Source organism: Psychromonas sp., assembly GCF_047632955.1.
In the GTDB taxonomy this organism is placed as follows: domain Bacteria; phylum Pseudomonadota; class Gammaproteobacteria; order Enterobacterales; family Psychromonadaceae; genus Psychromonas.
In genome coordinates this window covers 64,420-79,306 of sequence record NZ_JBLIED010000002.1, presented here as the reverse complement: position 1 = coordinate 79,306, position 14,887 = coordinate 64,420, and the positions used below count along the sequence as shown (strand labels likewise).

The window sequence follows — 14,887 nt, the reverse complement described above, 5'->3', positions numbered from 1 at the left end:
TCTACTGATTTTTTTGTGTGCTTGTGGACTGCTTTAAGATCTTACTTTAGTAGCCAAGCAAGGTTTGTGGCAGGATGAGGCTGAGTTGAGGAATAAAAGTGACCAGCATTAACGCAAGTATCAGCACCGCATAAAAGGGTAATAAAGGCCTAATAACCTTGTTGATTCTAACTTTGGCTACGGAGCAACCAATAAACAGCGCGCTGCCCACGGGAGGGGTGCAAATTCCGATACATAAATTGAAGGTCATCATAATTCCGAAATGTACCGGATCCATGCCTAGATCCAAGGCAATAGGGAGGAAAATCGGGGTGAAAATTAGTAGTGCTGGCGTCATATCCATAAACACGCCAACTACCAGTAAGATGATATTAATCATCAATATAATAATGATAGGATTGTCCGAGACAGCCATTAGTGCATCACTGATCATATAAGGAATATCAGCATTGGCCATCGCCCATGACATGCCCATAGAGGCGCCAATCAATAACATCACAATCGAAGTGGTGAGTACCGATTCTAATATGATACTAGGCAGTTGCTTGATGGATACTTCTCGGTAAAAAACCATGGCTAGCATTAAGGTATATACAACGGCAATGGCAGAGGCTTCCGTTGCGGTGAAAATGCCGGCAATAATCCCTCCCATAATAACGATGATCAAGCCTAAGCTGGGTAGTGCCTCCAAGGTTTTACGTATGACTTCTGCTTTACTGGCACGTGGTGCAATCGGATAACCGCGTTTTTTAGCAATAAATCCCGCAACCAACATAAGTCCAAGCCCCATCATTAAGCCGGGGATATAACCCGCTAAAAACAGTGCCGCAATGGAGGTGCCGCCAGAGATTAAGGAGTAGACAATAAAGGTATTACTAGGCGGAATGAGTAGCCCGGTTGGGCAGGAGCTAATATTAACGGCCGCTGAAAATGAGGGATCATATCCTTCCTTTTTCTGTAGCGGCGACATAGTGCCGCCAACCGCTGCAGCTGAGGCGACTGCGGAACCGGAAATGGCACCGAACATCATATTAGCGATCACATTAACGTGTGCCAATGAACCTGGTAAACGCCCACCTAGAATTTTGGCAAATTCAATTAAGCGCATAGCAATGCCGCCTTGATTCATTATATTACCGGCCAAAATAAAAAATGGGATAGCTAACAATGCAAAACTGTCCAACCCTGTTGCCATTTTTTGCGATATCACCGTAATTGCCGCATCAAAGGGGAGTGAAAGCATGATGGTTAACAGTGAAGAGACACCAATTGCAAAGGAGATAGGTACGCCTATCCCTAAAAAAACAAAAAAACTGCCAAATAAAACACTAATTACGAGCCAATCCATTAGATTATCCTTAACTATAGAGTTTCGCCATCTGCTGGCTGGTGAGGGGACGCGATCAATTGCACGTGATTATCTAAAAAGTCTCGGCATAAGTAGAGCGTCATAAATATACCGCTCAGAGGGATAGCAGCGTACACAAATCCCATTTCTATACCCAATGTGGGTGATATTTGCCCTGTGCTTAAGGTGCTCAGCATTAATTTACCTCCACCGTAGATCATAATAACAGAGGTGAAGAAAAAGCTAGTTAAGTTGATAAATAGTTGTATTACCGCTTGTTTTTTAGGTTTATAATCCAACGACATATGTAATAGGTCGATCGCTAAATGACGCTTCTGACCGAGTGTGTAAGCTGCACCCATTAGACCGACCCAGATAAACAGAAACCGGGCAAGTTCATTGGTGACTGTGCTAGGCGCATTTAATACATAACGAGAAAATACCTGCCAGACGACACAAACAACCAAAAAACAACTCAGTGAGACACAAAAAAAAGACAGTATTTGGTCTAATTTTTTGATAAATCGATTCATATATATTCCTTTTAGACTTGGCCGCTATAACAGCCGTGATAGTTAATCGTATGTGACTGAATTGCTGATGGCAGAATTGTAAAGTATTTTTTTGGTTAACCACGTGCGGGAGATCACATATAATTGGTAGAGCCAATAAGAGTGGTTTTTCTGTGACATTGGTCGACCAATTGGTTTTTTTGTGTTGACCAGTGTGCAAAATAAAGAGAGATTAATAAGGCAAAAACGCTTAATCAACAATGACAGGTTAACTGTAATTAACTTGGCCGGATAAATATCAAGCTAGTAGCTTGGTATTTATCTACCGTAAATAAAATGGAGTGTCTTTAATGTTTGCTAAAAAGAAAGTAGTCGCCACCATATTGTCCAGCCTATTCGCTGCTGGTCTATCATTTTCAGCCATTGCTTCAACAACGCTAAAAATCAGTCATAATCAAGATAGAAATCACCCCGTACATAAATCAATGCAATATATGGCTGATGAAGTAAAGGAATTAACTAATGGGGAGTTGAAAATTCGTATCTACCCAAATGGTCAACTGGGTACGCAGCGTGAGTCCATGGAGTTATTACAAAATGGGGCACTGGATATGGCAAAGTCTAATGCCAGTGAGTTGGAGTCCTTTGAGCCCGCCTATGGCGCATTTAACGTCCCTTATATCTTTCACGATCGCGACCACTACTACCGTGTGATGTCCAGTGAAGTGGGGGAAAAAATTCTGGCTTCATCGCATGATAAAGGCTTTATTGGCTTGACCTATTATGATGGAGGAGCACGTAGTTTTTATGCTGGTAAGGCAATTAACAGTCCCGCAGATTTAGAAGGCATGAAGATTCGTGTGCAGCCAAGTCCGACTGCTGTGAATATGATTAAATTGATGGGCGGCTCAGCAACCCCTCTTTCTTATGGTGAGTTATATACGGCATTACAACAGGGGGTAGTTGATGGCGCTGAAAATAATCCTATGGCATTGACTACCTCTCGTCATGGCGAAGTGGCCAAATTCTTTAGTCAAGATGAGCATACTATGATACCTGATGTGTTGGTTATTAGCACTAAAGTATGGGATGAACTGCCAATCGAACAACAGAAAGCACTGAAAAAAGCGGCAAAAGATTCGATGATTTATCACAAAAAAATATGGACAGAAATGACCAAAACCAGTATTGAAAAAGCGAAAACGTCGATGGGTGTTAGCTTTGTCAAGGTCAAAAAACAGCCCTTTATAGATGCTGTAAAACCGATGCATGATCAAGCATTGAATAACCCTGATATCAGCGAATATGTGCAAGGTATTGATGCCTTAGCGAACGACTAATTTTTAGCTAAGGGTACTTAGGTACCCTTTTCAGCGACGGGGCGATTAAATTACCCCGCATAAGTGTATTAGTTTTTATGAGTAATTGGTTAACCAATGTATTGACCTATTAATCATAAATGCTATGATTTACCTCAGGTATACCAATAAATAGAAGATCATTATGAATGCAGTTGAAACACCTCGAAAACGGCTCTATCAAGAAATTGGTCAACGTTTAAAAGATCGTATAGTAAGTGGTGAATTCGTTGTTGGCGATCGCCTTCCACCAGAAAGAGAGATCGCAGTGCAATGCCAAGTGAGCAGGTCTGTGGTGCGAGAAGCATTGATTATGCTGGAATTACAAAATTTGGTGGAAGTAAGAAAGGGCTCGGGTGTGTATATTATTAATCAACCTGATGAAGAGCTTGATCAGAAAACCTATTCCATTGAGCATGATGATGCGGGGCCTTTTGAAATGTTACAGGCGCGGCAATTGTTAGAAAGCCATGTGGCAGAGTTTGCGGCAACGCAAGTGACTAAAAATGATATTTCACGTTTGCGCAAAGCCTTGCAAATGGAACACCAGCATCTTGAAGATGCAAGCTTAGATTATGATGGCGATGAGATGTTTCATATGGTGATTGCTGAAGCAACACAAAATAGTGTCTTGGCGGACATGGTGAAAGCATTATGGGATCGTCGGCAAAATAGTTCGATGTGGAGGCAGTTGCATACACGAATTGGTGATCAAGATTACCGCAAAGCCTGGCTACATGATCATGAAAAAATATTGTTAGCCTTGCAACGCAGAGATCCTGCGGGAGCGCGACTTGCAATGTGGCAACATTTAGAGAATGTTAAGCAAACATTACTGGAGTTATCGGATATTGATGATCCGCAATTCGATGGTTATTTATTCAGTAGTTACCCCGTGATTGCAGTGTCTTAGCGATTATTTAAAAAACATTTAACCCGATCGAGAACAACGGACTGATATTAACTTAACTTAACTGTTTAAAAGGTGGAATTTATGGAACAAACATGGCGTTGGTATGGCCCTAATGACCCCGTATCACTTGATGATATTCGTCAAGCGGGAGCAACGGGCATTGTAACCGCGTTACATCATATCAAAAATGGTGAAGTGTGGAGTAAAGAAGAGATTGCAACACGTAAGGCTTTAATAGAAGCGAAAGGATTAACCTGGTCGGTCGTTGAAAGTGTGCCAGTGCATGAGCAGATTAAAACCCAAAGTGGTAATTTCTTGCAGTGGATTGATAACTATAAAGAGACCCTAAAAAATCTTGCCAGTTTTGGGATTGATACTATTTGTTATAACTTTATGCCAGTGGTTGATTGGACGCGCACTGACTTAGCATTTGAGATGCAAGATGGCTCTAAAGCATTGCGTTTTGACTATATCGCCTTTGCCGCCTTTGAACTGCATATTTTAAAGCGCCCGAATGTTCAGGATGATTATAACGAGCAAGAACAACATCAAGCGAAACGCTATTTTGATGCTATGTCCGCTCAAGATATTGAAAAACTGACCAACAATATTATTGCAGGACTACCCGGTGCTGAAGAAGGTTATACCCTTGATAAATTTCAGATTCAGCTTAATCAGTATCAGCATATTAATAAAGATAAACTACGCGAGCATTTAGCCTATTTCTTGGCGGAGCTAATGCCAATTTGCGAAGAGAATCATCTTAAGATGGCAATCCATCCGGATGATCCACCTCGTCCTATCTTAGGTCTGCCTCGAATTGTCTCGACAAGTGATGATATCGAATGGTTAACCACCGCCGTGCCAAGTCAAATGAATGGCATTACGATGTGCACTGGCTCCTATGGAGTACGCGCCGATAATGCCTTAGTTGAAATGACCAAGCGATTTGCTGATCGCATATATTTTACCCATCTACGTTCAACGCAACGAGAAGATAACCCCAACAGCTTTCATGAAGCTGCTCATCTGGCGGGTAATGTTGATATGTATGGTATGGTGATGGCTCTTTTAGCGGAAGAGCAACGTCGAGCACAGTGTGGTGATCATCGTTTAATTCCAATGCGGCCCGATCATGGTCATCAAATGTTAGATGATTTGCGTAAGGCAACCAATCCTGGCTATTCAGCCATCGGTCGGTTAAAAGGCTTAGCTGAAGTTCGAGGTATGGAATCAGCGTTAAAACAAGCTTTTTTTAATGGCTAACACTCGCTAACTCTTTTTCCTATTTCCATCGTTTCTATGACCTTACTTCACCATATCAGGTAGGGTCATCGCATTATTCCCCACTTATTCTACATACCTCAATTAGCAAAATGTTCGTGGTGACATGATTCTGTTCTACTTAGGGTCATGACGTCAGTTTAGTGCCCATAGGCAGTTTCTTTCTGATGACTTTGTAGGTTTAGTATTTCGATTAAAATCAATATACGACATTGGCATATCGCACTAACGTTAGCGTTAAGCAAGCAGATTCTATTACCGGTTGTAGTCTTTTTCTTGTTGGTCTTAATCAGTAAAAACAACTTCACAATGGCATAATGTTAGAAGTTGCAGTACTGTTGGCCGCGATGCCTATGGGGGTTGTTGTCATTTTACCTACCGAAATGTACCAATTGGATCCATATTTAGTGAATGCGTACTGGTTAGTAACTTCACTGATTTTCATCGTCATGTTACTGTTCTCTCCTGCACTATTGTATTGTTTGCAGGGGGGGGATTTATTTATGATATGATGAATTTCGCCAAAACCGCACGATAAATAAAAATCATATCTTAAACCAGTCAACACAATAACTGGGTTTAACAGAAAATGTATTGCATAAATTCGCAATACTTTTTTGATCGCTAATCTCCGTCGCGTGAATGCCGCTAGTTATAAACAAACTGGGTATAGAGGCGCCATTTGCACCCGCAATATCGTGTTCTAAGCTATCACCAACGGCAATTGCACTGTCCCATCCGCCGACCAATTCATTGCACATCTTATAAATATCGCTCTGTGGTTTCCCGTGCCAGTGTACAATTCCTCCCATCTCTTGATAAGCTTTTGCAATGCTTCCCGGGCAGGTTTTTAGCGATCCGTCAGGGTTCATGGCAACAAGATCTGGATTACTAACCACTAATTCAAGATTGCGCTGATAAGCTAATTTCAAATCATGGGTATAATGGCTAAGATCTCCACGAGCAACGCCACAACAGAGAATAAATGATGCATCTTGAATATTCGACTCTGTTAATCCGCAATCATCGAGCACACTGGTATCTTCATTCCAAGAGAAAAATAAGGCGTTTGTACCAAGCGTTTTAAATTTTCCTGAATTGAAATTGTGGCGCATATGATCGCCAGATGTTAACACGTCGAGATAGGAATCACGGCTGATCCCTGAGTCCTGTAAACGTGTATAAGAAAACTCTCCTGTATTACCGCTGTTAGAAAGAATCACTACTTTCTTGTTATGCTCTTTTAAAAATTGTAATGCTTGAATAGCTTCTGGAAATGCTTCGCCGCCGTTGTGCAATACTCCCCATTGATCCAAAATGAATGTATCAAAGTCATCGATTATATCTTTAAGGCCATTAATCATTTTCATTTTAGAGAATTCCTGTTGTATTAACAGCGATCGGATAAATCGCCAGATTTGCACTTATTAGGGGTGGGGATAAATAGTCCATTCAGCAATCAGATTTAACGCATCTGTTGTTAAAGCTGAGGTGAAACGTGAATTGTTCGAGACCTGAATGAAAAAGTTACAAAACTAAAAATTAATACTACACCCTATGGTACTAAACGATACCTTTAACTTAACCATCAACTTAATCAGTAACTTAGTAATAACGTCTAAAATCATCGAATACACTGAACATCTTTTAATTACAACCAGCTGATTTTATTAGCCGATTGTGCAGCTCCTATCTATTGAGGCTGATATTGGCAGATATTATCTTTGCAACTCTCTCAAACTCCTGCAGTTCTTGGGCCGTCAGGTTTTCCTGCATCTTCTGGTGCACATCATTTTGTGTTTGACTGATAAGTTCTCCGAGCAGCTTTCCCTCTTCTGTCAGTGACAGAAGCTGACTTCTTTTATCCTTGGGGTTAGCTATTTTCTTAAGCCAATTTTTATCAATCATCTCTTTTATGAGACGTGCTATTTGTGCTTTATCCTTGACAAAATAATTAACTATATCGTTAGCGGTACAGCTCTCGTGTTTTTTGATGAAGGATAAGCATTTGACGTGCATCAAGTTTAACCCTATTTCATTAGCTTTAAGCGCCGAACGCATCGCTAACCTATAAGCGAGTGAGAGACTCAAAACAGTATCGGGAATAGTGTCATTTTTCATATTATTAACCTTTTTATTTAGTTGACAATATCAACCTCTTGCATTATTGTTGACTTTATCAACTTATTGGATCATATACAAGTAAAAAGGGCCGCGAATGAAGCAGCAGAAAAAGGCAACGGTACGATTAACCCATATCTCAGAAGTTATTGAGTTAACTCCTCATTTACGCCGCATTATCGTTGCAGGTGAGAGTTTAAAAGACTTTCCGACGGGCATGGAAGGCGCCCATGTGAAGGTTGTACTTCAACAGGGAGACGAGTCTGAAGCGAAAATGCGATCGTACACAATTCGCTCTTTTAACCCAGAAAGAAACGAGCTCGCTATTGATTTTGTGGTTAACCGCCATAATGGACCTGCAACCAATTGGGCTATGCAGGCGAAAGTCGAAGACAGTGTCGGCATTGCCGGCCCCGGGCCAATGAAAATAACTAACTACAATCATTCCAGTTATCTGTTGGTGGGTGATCTTACGTCGCTAAACGCGATAAACGGTTATCTACCCAGGTTTGAAAAAGCAACGGATATTAGAGTGATTCTGGCCGTGCCTAATCGTGCCGATATAATAGAAATGGATTATGATGATTCACTCAATACTGAATGGTTTATCGAAGATGAGGCCATGATAACACTAGAAGAGAAGGTTATTGAGACGGCTCGAGGGATGCCTAAGGATACCCATGTTTTCTTAGCGCTTGAAGCTAGCTGCATTCGCTCACTTCGCCCTGTACTGCAGGAGGATATTGGTTTTGATCGGTTGAATACCGTTGCGGTAGGTTACTGGAAGAGGGGAGTTGATGCGGATCGTTTCGGGGCTCAAAAGAAGAAAAATCCACTTTAAAAACTGAACTTTCACTTTGTATCACTATACGCGCTGGGTTTTATGGTGATGATCAAAAAGATTGTTGCCGAACGCCAGCACAGTAAATCAGCCCCACTGATTGTGATGCATCTGTTTTCCGTTATGCCTAAAACAGAGACATTATAAAAGGCAGGTCATGTAATAAACTATTATTTATAATAAAGATGATGGGATTGGATTTTATTGCAGATGGTGTTTTTAAGTTAGTTGTTGATAACAAAGGTCGCGTAAATTATGCGCCCTTTGTTATTTTCAGGAGTTTAAATTAAGAGATTAACTAACTTCAATCACTATTTTTCCGCGGGTACGGCCTGTTTGACTTTGCAAATGAGCCTCTGCAATCTGCTCTAATGGAAAACGATGCTCAATAAGCGGCGTTAGCTGGTTCGCTTCAACCAGAGTATTTAACTCGCGTAAAATACGGCTGCTCGGTTCAATAAACACAAAAGCGGCTTTAACGCCATGCGCCTTGGCAACTTCTTCACTGGGTTGATCCGCCACTGAAACTAACATTCCACCTTTTTTTAACAACGCCCAGGATTGCTCTTGAACTTTTCCACCCATGGTATCGAGAATCAAATCGACCGGCTCAATCTGTTCGTTTAACGGAGCCTTAGTATAATCAACCGCTTGATCTGCACCCAATTGGGTTAATAAATCCTGGTTAGCCGTTGATGCAGTCGCAATCACAGTCGCGCCTTGCGCTTTTGCTATCTGGATAGCTAAATGGCCAACACCACCGGCGCCCGCATGAATTAATACCCGCTGACCGGCACTTAGTTGACCCACATCGACCAGACATTGCCAGGCGGTAATGCCCGCCAGAGGTAAAGCGGCTGCTTGTGCAAAATCTAATTTCGCAGATTTCAAAACGGCTTCATCGGCTTTTACTGAGATATAGTCTGCATAGCTTCCGTCGCGGCTTATATCCGGGCGGCTAAAGACTTCATCACCGACTTTAAATTCAGTGACCTGTGCGCCGACTGCTGTGACAATACCGGCAACATCCCAACCTAAAGTCACCGGCAGTAGATAAGGGATAAATTCCTGCAAATAGCCTTCGCGTATTTTCCAGTCAACAGGATTAATGGCTGCTGCTTTAACTTTAATTAAAATATCATCTGCATTTATCTTAGGGGTATCAATTTGCTCTAGTTGAAGAGTGTCAGTACCACCGTATTGGTGAATTCGAACTGCGCGCATGATTTATTCCTTATTTATGTGCTGGGACTTTAAGTGTTTGTAATTAAAAATATTTTTATAGGTCGATAGATTGACGCTAAACTATAACGCTACACCGTTTACGGTTAATTTAACATCAATATTACCGCGTATTGCGTTTGAATAAGGGCAAACCAAATGCGCTGAACGGACCAATTCTTCAGCTGCCGCTTGTTCAAGTTCGAGTACTACTGATAACGCCACCGTCAGTGCAAAACCATTACTGTCATTTGCGCCGATTCCCACTGTTGCTGTCGTCGGTGCCGATTTGATTGCTACTTTAGTTTCGCGTGCCACGTGTAAAAGCGCATTAGAAAAACAAGCCGAGTAACCCGCCGCAAATAATTGTTCAGGGTTTGTTGCCTCGCCCGTTCCACCCATCTCTTTTGGATAACTTAGAGCAAGGTCTAATTTTTTATCGTCAGTTGATACTTGGCCATTTCGACCTGCATGGGCTGTTGCTGATGTTGTGTATAAAGCAGTCATGTTTATTTCCTTTTATGAAGTGATGTTGATTGTGCGCGTTTAAGTTGTGCGCAATTTATTTTAAGCCATGCTAATTGAATTTTAATCACAATGCAAGTATATTGTGCACAATGTATTTAATTTATGGATCACAATCTCATGACCAAAGCGAAGCAATCATCGAACCTTACTCTAGATAAACAAATTTGTTTTTCTTTGTATAGCGCATCCAATGCTATGGGTAGGGCTTATCGGCCTCTACTGAAAAAATTGGATTTAACTTACCTACAATATATTGTCATGATGGTGCTCTGGCAACATTCAAGCATGAACGTAAAAGAGCTCGGCGGCAAAGTGCATTTAGATTCCGGAACCTTAACACCGCTGTTAAAGCGCTTAGAAGCAAAGGGATTAATTATCCGTTCGCGTAGCCAGGAAGATGAAAGGGTGCGTATAATTTCTTTATCCGATGAAGGTAGAGACATACGTCAGCAGGCGGAACAGGTGCCGAATGAGATGTTGTGTAGATCAAAAATGACGGTTGATGAATTAATCAAACTGAAACAGGGTTGTGATCTTTTACTGGCAAATTTAAATAACTAGTCAGGCCAACGTTTAAGTCAGCCAAAATTTAAGTCAGGCGAAGTTTATATCGGATAAGGTTTAAACATTCCCTGCTCAAGCGATGCGGTCACTAAAGCAGGTCATATTAAAACCAGTAAATCAGCTAAACTGCCGATCGCGGTTATGGGGTGCTGTCCAGTCTTGCTTGTGCCCGACTGGTACTATGCCATAAGGGTTGATAGTCCGATGACTGGCATAATAGTGGCGTTTAATATGCGCCATATTGACCGTTTTAGCGATATTGGGCATTTGATAGAGCTCCAGCATATAATTGTATAAGTGGGTAAACTCTTTGATTAAATTCAAGTTACATTTGAAGTGGGTATGATAAACGGCGTCAAACCGCACCAATGTTGGCCATAAGCGCCAATCGGCTTCGGTAAGTTCATCTCCTACTAAATAACGTTGTGTAGCGAGCTTGTTGTCAAGTTGCTGTAAAGCTGAAAACAAGTCATTTACATTATGGTCATAGGCTTGCTGGCTGGTGGCAAAACCGGTTTTATAAACACCGTTATTAATGTTGTGATAAACCAACTCATTGATCTGGTCAATTTCCCCGCGCAGATGCTCAGGGTAAAAATCCAACTTATTACCGGTAATCCCGTTAAAAGCGGAATTAAACATGCGAATAATTTCCGATGACTCGTTATTTACAATCACTTTTTGATGTTTGTCCCACAATACCGGCACACTGATCACACCGGTGTAGTCGGGCGCTTGTGCAAAATATTTTTCAGACAAATATTCGCTACCATATAAGTCGTCACCGGTGGTGCCGTATAACGCTTGTGATTCTTTATCGTGCTTAAAAGACCAGCCGTTTTCAAACATATCAGGGTGAACCACACTAACGGTGATAATCTTCTCAAGGCCTTTAAGCTGGCGGAAAATCAGAGCGCGATGGGCCCAGGGACAAGCCAGAGAGACGTACAAGTGATAACGGCCAACTTCGGCCTGGAATCCGCCACGGCCAGTCTTACCTGCACTGCCGTCGAGAGTGATCCAATTTCTAAATTGTGAATCTTTACGGCGATATTCACCCGCATCGATACTGCTGTTCCAACTGGATTTTACTGTTTTCATTTCAGCTACCTCTTTGGTCTTGTGTTGAGTAAATATGAGCCTTGTTAGATGATACTGGCTGCTTGAGCAAATGTAAGCCGTGGCCCGCGCGGATAATTACCGCTGCTGTCACCATAACCAAGGTTAATTAAAAAGTTAGATTTATAACGCCCCTCGAAGAAAAATTCCGCATCGACAGCATCATTATCAAAACCGCTCATAGGACCGCAATCTAAACCTAACATGCGCGCCGCAATAATCAAGTAAGCGCCTTGCATGCTGCTGTTTCTATTGGCTGTTGCCTCACTAAAAGCGGCATTGCCTGCAAACATCTCTTTGGCATTTGGCATTGCCGGAAATTGCTCCGGCAGGTTATTAAAAAACTTAGTATCTGCGGCAATAATAACAGTGACGGGAGCCGCTAATGCTTTTTCCTGATTACCCGCCATCAGCGTTGAATTTAAACGTTGCTTTGCCGCCGCTGTTTTAACAAAAACAAAATGTCCCGGCTGGCTGTTCATTGATGTTGGCGCCCATTTCATCAGCTCGTATAGCTGCACAAGGATCTCATCGGTAATGGTTTCCGGAGTGAATTTATTAAAAGTACGGGCATTGGAAAAGGTTTGCTCTAGCGCTGTGCCGGTTAATGATTTAGACATAATAATTTCCTGTAAAGTCAAAAGTGTTTGATAATATTTTAATGTTGAGCATTTTTTATTTCAATAACTCTTCATTTCAATGGCCTTCCATTTCTATAGCTTTCATTTCAATGACTTTCCATTTCTATAATAAGGAAATGCGCATAAGGCACTTGCAACGAAAAATTAATCTTGCCGGCAGCAGACAATTCCAGTGAATCCCGTTCATTAAGTGACGGGTAACCTTCAATCTGCAGACTGCCTTCAATGCAATTAATATAAGCTTGTCTGCCCGGTTGTAATTCAAACTTGACAACAGCGCGTGAATTGGTGAGTTCAGAGACATACAAATTAACATCGGAATTGATAGTCAAAGGTGCGGTGTTGTTGTTTTCTGGATTACCGACAATCTGTAATAACTTGTTTTCTCTGTCTTCTAACTCAAATTGTTGGTGATGGTAACGGACAGCTCCTCCCTTTTTCGGTGGCATGATCCAAATTTGTAAAAGTCGACACCAGTCATCCTGCTTATTCAGCTCAGAATGCCAGACGCCCGAACCCGCTGAAATAGCTTGAACATGGCCGCGGCCAATGGTCTCCTCCTTGTTGGTGACACTATCCCAATGGGTTAATTTACCTTTAACGATATAACTGATAATTTCCATGTCGCGGTGCGGATGACGGTCAAATCCATTGTGCGGGGTGATATCATCATCGTTTAAAACACGCAGGGCGCCAAAATTCATTCTTGCCGGGTTGTAATAATGAGCGAATGAAAAATGAAAACGGGTGTTTGCCGGATGCATATCACTACTGGGCAAGTAGTATAATTCCGATGCATTGATTTTTTGATGGCTTGCTTTCATATTGACTCCCCTAATATAAACTTGATTGTTGATCATCGACGCTTGATTAAAAGCGTCTTCGGTTCAATTAATTTGTGCGTTTTGTTAATAAGTTATCTAAAGACAATTTACCCGCGCCGCTGAGCATTAACGAGGCCGATGCCGCCAACAACGCAAGCGCAAATTCATAACCGTTGTTACTCATGAATAAGCCATTGCTTAAATGCACGCTAAAGATGGCAACTACCATCGTGATAACAAGCATAAAGGCAGCAGGGCGGACCAACAAACCAAGCAGCAATGCCATACCGCCAAAAAACTCTGCACTGCCCGCCATTAGCGCCATTTGGTAGCCGGGTTCAATGCCAATCGATGCCATCCACTGGCCCGTTCCTTCCAGACCATATCCACCAAACCAGGCAAATAATTTTTGTCCGCCATGCGCCATAAAGGTGATCCCGATGGGAATTCTCAGTGCTAATGTTGACCAGCTCTGAGTAGAGGTTGTTAATTTATTAAGTAATGATGTAAACATGTTATTCACCTGATTTATTTATAATGGTTCATTGTTTTTGAAGGTTGAAGCTATTATATTTAAGGCCGCTAACGATTAATAACGGTAATAATTGAACTATTAGTTCAAAAGGATTGAAGTAATGAATTCTCCCATCACACTCGATGCGTTAAAGGTACTTGATGCTATTGAACGCCAGAATAGTTTTGCCGGTGCAGCCGATGAATTGTTTCGCGTGCCTTCTGCTATCTCCTATACGGTCAATAAGCTTGAAGACGATTTAGGTATTGCGCTCTTTGATCGCAGCAAGCGCAAGGCGGAGTTAACCGCCGTGGGTAAATTGATCGTCGAGCAGGGCCGTCTTATTTTACAGGCAACCGATGAACTCACTCATATGGCAAAACAGTCGGCCAGCGGCTGGGAATTGGAGCTGCGCATTGGGATCGACAGTATTTTACGCTTTCAGCCTGTCTATGCGCTTATTGCACAATTTCATGAGTTGTATCCGTGGATTGATATTAAAGTGACTGAAGAAGTCTTCGGTGGCACTTGGGATGCGCTTGCTGGCGGGCGCTGCGATCTCATTATTGGTGCAACCGGCGCTGCGCGTGACAACCGTTTTAATACCTATGAGATAGGAGACATTGAATTTATTTTTACCGTGGCAAAAAATCACCCGCTTTGTCAGGAGGCGCAACCTTTAAGCAGTAAAATAATTAAAAAATACCCCGCCGTGGTGGTCGCGGACAGCTCTCGAGAGCTAGCAGCACGTTCAGCGGGTTTACTCGATGGTCAGATGCGTATTACAGTTCCCACTATTGATAAAAAAATAGAGGTGCAGTTACTTGGTTTAGGAGTGGGATATTTGCCCGTGCATCGTATTCAGCAAGAGTTACAGATGGGGCAGCTGGTGGCATTAACGGTGGCAAATCCTGAAAATAGAAATCATGATTTGTGTGTCGCATGGCGTAAAGATAATAAAGGCAACGCACTGGCGTGGTTTGTGGAAAAAATTCAGGCATTGCAAAGTAATGTGTTTTTAAGTAATTGAGTAATACATTTGGTATAACAACCAGCCGAGTGGCTATCGGCTGGTTGTTATACTTGAGATGAGTCATGC

Annotated in this window: 17 protein-coding genes; 7 read left to right on the top strand and 10 right to left on the bottom strand. The window is 42.0% G+C overall.

All coding sequences use genetic code 11. The annotated features are described in order from the left end of the window. Positions 1-46: 46 nt before the first annotated feature. Both ACJAZP_RS02110 and ACJAZP_RS02105 read right to left on the bottom strand, forming a co-directional pair. A complete protein-coding gene (locus tag ACJAZP_RS02110; protein WP_415229081.1) occupies positions 47-1,348 on the bottom strand; it encodes a TRAP transporter large permease in 1,302 nt (433 codons plus the stop codon). 14 nt (positions 1,349-1,362) lie between these two features. Further along, entirely contained in the window at positions 1,363-1,881 is a 519-nt protein-coding gene (locus ACJAZP_RS02105) for a TRAP transporter small permease (protein WP_415229080.1), read from the bottom strand. A 329-nt stretch (positions 1,882-2,210) separates the two neighbouring features. Here ACJAZP_RS02105 and ACJAZP_RS02100 point away from each other — a divergent pair, with 329 nt between their 5' ends. The 4 genes from ACJAZP_RS02100 (at position 2,211) to ACJAZP_RS02085 (ending at position 5,927) form a co-directional block, all read left to right on the top strand. Then, positions 2,211-3,200: a TRAP transporter substrate-binding protein gene (locus tag ACJAZP_RS02100; protein ID WP_415229079.1), complete on the top strand. Its 990-nt coding sequence runs from the start codon at positions 2,211-2,213 to the stop codon at positions 3,198-3,200. 163 nt (positions 3,201-3,363) lie between these two features. Next, on the top strand, positions 3,364-4,131 hold the full coding sequence (locus ACJAZP_RS02095) for an FCD domain-containing protein (protein WP_415229078.1): 768 nt from the start codon (positions 3,364-3,366) through the stop codon (positions 4,129-4,131). Positions 4,132-4,212: 81 nt separating this feature from the next. Next, positions 4,213-5,397: a mannonate dehydratase gene (uxuA, locus tag ACJAZP_RS02090; RefSeq protein WP_415229077.1), complete on the top strand. Its 1,185-nt coding sequence runs from the start codon at positions 4,213-4,215 to the stop codon at positions 5,395-5,397. 335 nt (positions 5,398-5,732) lie between these two features. After that, on the top strand, positions 5,733-5,927 hold the full coding sequence (locus ACJAZP_RS02085) for a hypothetical protein (protein WP_415229076.1): 195 nt from the start codon (positions 5,733-5,735) through the stop codon (positions 5,925-5,927). A 33-nt stretch (positions 5,928-5,960) separates the two neighbouring features. On the opposite strand, the gene ACJAZP_RS02080 is transcribed toward ACJAZP_RS02085, so the two are convergent. Then, positions 5,961-6,785 carry a TIGR01459 family HAD-type hydrolase gene (locus ACJAZP_RS02080; protein WP_415229075.1) on the bottom strand — a complete coding sequence of 275 codons (825 nt, stop codon included), beginning with the start codon at positions 6,783-6,785 and terminating at the stop codon, positions 5,961-5,963. A gap of 319 nt (positions 6,786-7,104) precedes the next feature. Further along, a complete protein-coding gene (locus tag ACJAZP_RS02075) occupies positions 7,105-7,536 on the bottom strand; it encodes a MarR family winged helix-turn-helix transcriptional regulator (RefSeq protein ID WP_415229074.1) in 432 nt (143 codons plus the stop codon). A gap of 97 nt (positions 7,537-7,633) precedes the next feature. Between ACJAZP_RS02075 and ACJAZP_RS02070 the strand changes: the two genes are divergently transcribed. After that, complete coding sequence (locus ACJAZP_RS02070; protein ID WP_415229073.1) at positions 7,634-8,377, top strand: siderophore-interacting protein; 744 nt, start codon at positions 7,634-7,636, stop codon at positions 8,375-8,377. Between the two features lie 294 nt (positions 8,378-8,671). On the opposite strand, the gene ACJAZP_RS02065 is transcribed toward ACJAZP_RS02070, so the two are convergent. Together ACJAZP_RS02065 and ACJAZP_RS02060 are read right to left on the bottom strand one after the other, a co-directional pair. Then, a complete protein-coding gene (locus ACJAZP_RS02065; RefSeq protein WP_415229072.1) occupies positions 8,672-9,601 on the bottom strand; it encodes an NADP-dependent oxidoreductase in 930 nt (309 codons plus the stop codon). An 81-nt stretch (positions 9,602-9,682) separates the two neighbouring features. Next, positions 9,683-10,105, bottom strand: a complete 423-nt coding sequence (locus ACJAZP_RS02060) for an organic hydroperoxide resistance protein (RefSeq protein WP_415229071.1) — start codon at positions 10,103-10,105, stop codon at positions 9,683-9,685. Between the two features lie 138 nt (positions 10,106-10,243). Between ACJAZP_RS02060 and ACJAZP_RS02055 the strand changes: the two genes are divergently transcribed. After that, positions 10,244-10,687, top strand: coding sequence for a MarR family winged helix-turn-helix transcriptional regulator (locus ACJAZP_RS02055; RefSeq protein WP_415229289.1), 444 nt, complete (start codon positions 10,244-10,246; stop codon positions 10,685-10,687). Positions 10,688-10,807: 120 nt separating this feature from the next. On the opposite strand, the gene ACJAZP_RS02050 is transcribed toward ACJAZP_RS02055, so the two are convergent. The 4 genes from ACJAZP_RS02050 to ACJAZP_RS02035 all read right to left on the bottom strand — a co-directional run bounded on the left by ACJAZP_RS02050 (position 10,808) and on the right by ACJAZP_RS02035 (position 13,788). Next, positions 10,808-11,791: a glutathione S-transferase family protein gene (locus ACJAZP_RS02050; RefSeq protein WP_415229070.1), complete on the bottom strand. Its 984-nt coding sequence runs from the start codon at positions 11,789-11,791 to the stop codon at positions 10,808-10,810. Between the two features lie 44 nt (positions 11,792-11,835). Next, the gene (locus ACJAZP_RS02045; RefSeq protein ID WP_415229069.1) at positions 11,836-12,429 is read right to left on the bottom strand and encodes a malonic semialdehyde reductase; all 594 of its coding nucleotides are present in this window, start codon (positions 12,427-12,429) and stop codon (positions 11,836-11,838) included. A gap of 107 nt (positions 12,430-12,536) precedes the next feature. Beyond that, positions 12,537-13,274, bottom strand: a complete 738-nt coding sequence (locus ACJAZP_RS02040) for a pirin family protein (RefSeq protein ID WP_415229068.1) — start codon at positions 13,272-13,274, stop codon at positions 12,537-12,539. A gap of 67 nt (positions 13,275-13,341) precedes the next feature. Continuing rightward, positions 13,342-13,788 (bottom strand): DoxX family protein, encoded by a 447-nt coding sequence (locus tag ACJAZP_RS02035; protein WP_415229067.1) that lies wholly within the window; start codon positions 13,786-13,788, stop codon positions 13,342-13,344. Between the two features lie 121 nt (positions 13,789-13,909). Here ACJAZP_RS02035 and ACJAZP_RS02030 point away from each other — a divergent pair, with 121 nt between their 5' ends. After that, positions 13,910-14,818 (top strand): LysR substrate-binding domain-containing protein, encoded by a 909-nt coding sequence (locus ACJAZP_RS02030; protein ID WP_415229066.1) that lies wholly within the window; start codon positions 13,910-13,912, stop codon positions 14,816-14,818. Positions 14,819-14,887: the final 69 nt, after the last annotated feature.

Bases quoted from the DNA above. Each gene is read 5' to 3' on its own strand.
- ACJAZP_RS02040 (WP_415229068.1), bottom strand. From the start codon at position 13,274: ATGAAAGCAAGCCATCAAAAAATCAATGCATCGGAATTATACTACTTG.
- ACJAZP_RS02030 (WP_415229066.1), top strand. From the start codon at position 13,910: ATGAATTCTCCCATCACACTCGATGCGTTAAAGGTACTTGATGCTATT.
- ACJAZP_RS02035 (WP_415229067.1), bottom strand. From the start codon at position 13,788: ATGTTTACATCATTACTTAATAAATTAACAACCTCTACTCAGAGCTGG.
- ACJAZP_RS02065 (WP_415229072.1), bottom strand. From the start codon at position 9,601: ATGCGCGCAGTTCGAATTCACCAATACGGTGGTACTGACACTCTTCAA.
- ACJAZP_RS02060 (WP_415229071.1), bottom strand. From the start codon at position 10,105: ATGACTGCTTTATACACAACATCAGCAACAGCCCATGCAGGTCGAAAT.
- ACJAZP_RS02095 (WP_415229078.1), top strand. From the start codon at position 3,364: ATGAATGCAGTTGAAACACCTCGAAAACGGCTCTATCAAGAAATTGGT.
- ACJAZP_RS02055 (WP_415229289.1), top strand. From the start codon at position 10,244: ATGACCAAAGCGAAGCAATCATCGAACCTTACTCTAGATAAACAAATT.
- ACJAZP_RS02085 (WP_415229076.1), top strand. From the start codon at position 5,733: ATGTTAGAAGTTGCAGTACTGTTGGCCGCGATGCCTATGGGGGTTGTT.
- ACJAZP_RS02045 (WP_415229069.1), bottom strand. From the start codon at position 12,429: ATGTCTAAATCATTAACCGGCACAGCGCTAGAGCAAACCTTTTCCAAT.
- ACJAZP_RS02050 (WP_415229070.1), bottom strand. From the start codon at position 11,791: ATGAAAACAGTAAAATCCAGTTGGAACAGCAGTATCGATGCGGGTGAA.
- ACJAZP_RS02080 (WP_415229075.1), bottom strand. From the start codon at position 6,785: ATGAAAATGATTAATGGCCTTAAAGATATAATCGATGACTTTGATACA.
- ACJAZP_RS02105 (WP_415229080.1), bottom strand. From the start codon at position 1,881: ATGAATCGATTTATCAAAAAATTAGACCAAATACTGTCTTTTTTTTGT.
- ACJAZP_RS02070 (WP_415229073.1), top strand. From the start codon at position 7,634: ATGAAGCAGCAGAAAAAGGCAACGGTACGATTAACCCATATCTCAGAA.
- ACJAZP_RS02110 (WP_415229081.1), bottom strand. From the start codon at position 1,348: ATGGATTGGCTCGTAATTAGTGTTTTATTTGGCAGTTTTTTTGTTTTT.
- ACJAZP_RS02075 (WP_415229074.1), bottom strand. From the start codon at position 7,536: ATGAAAAATGACACTATTCCCGATACTGTTTTGAGTCTCTCACTCGCT.
- ACJAZP_RS02100 (WP_415229079.1), top strand. From the start codon at position 2,211: ATGTTTGCTAAAAAGAAAGTAGTCGCCACCATATTGTCCAGCCTATTC.
- uxuA (WP_415229077.1), top strand. From the start codon at position 4,213: ATGGAACAAACATGGCGTTGGTATGGCCCTAATGACCCCGTATCACTT.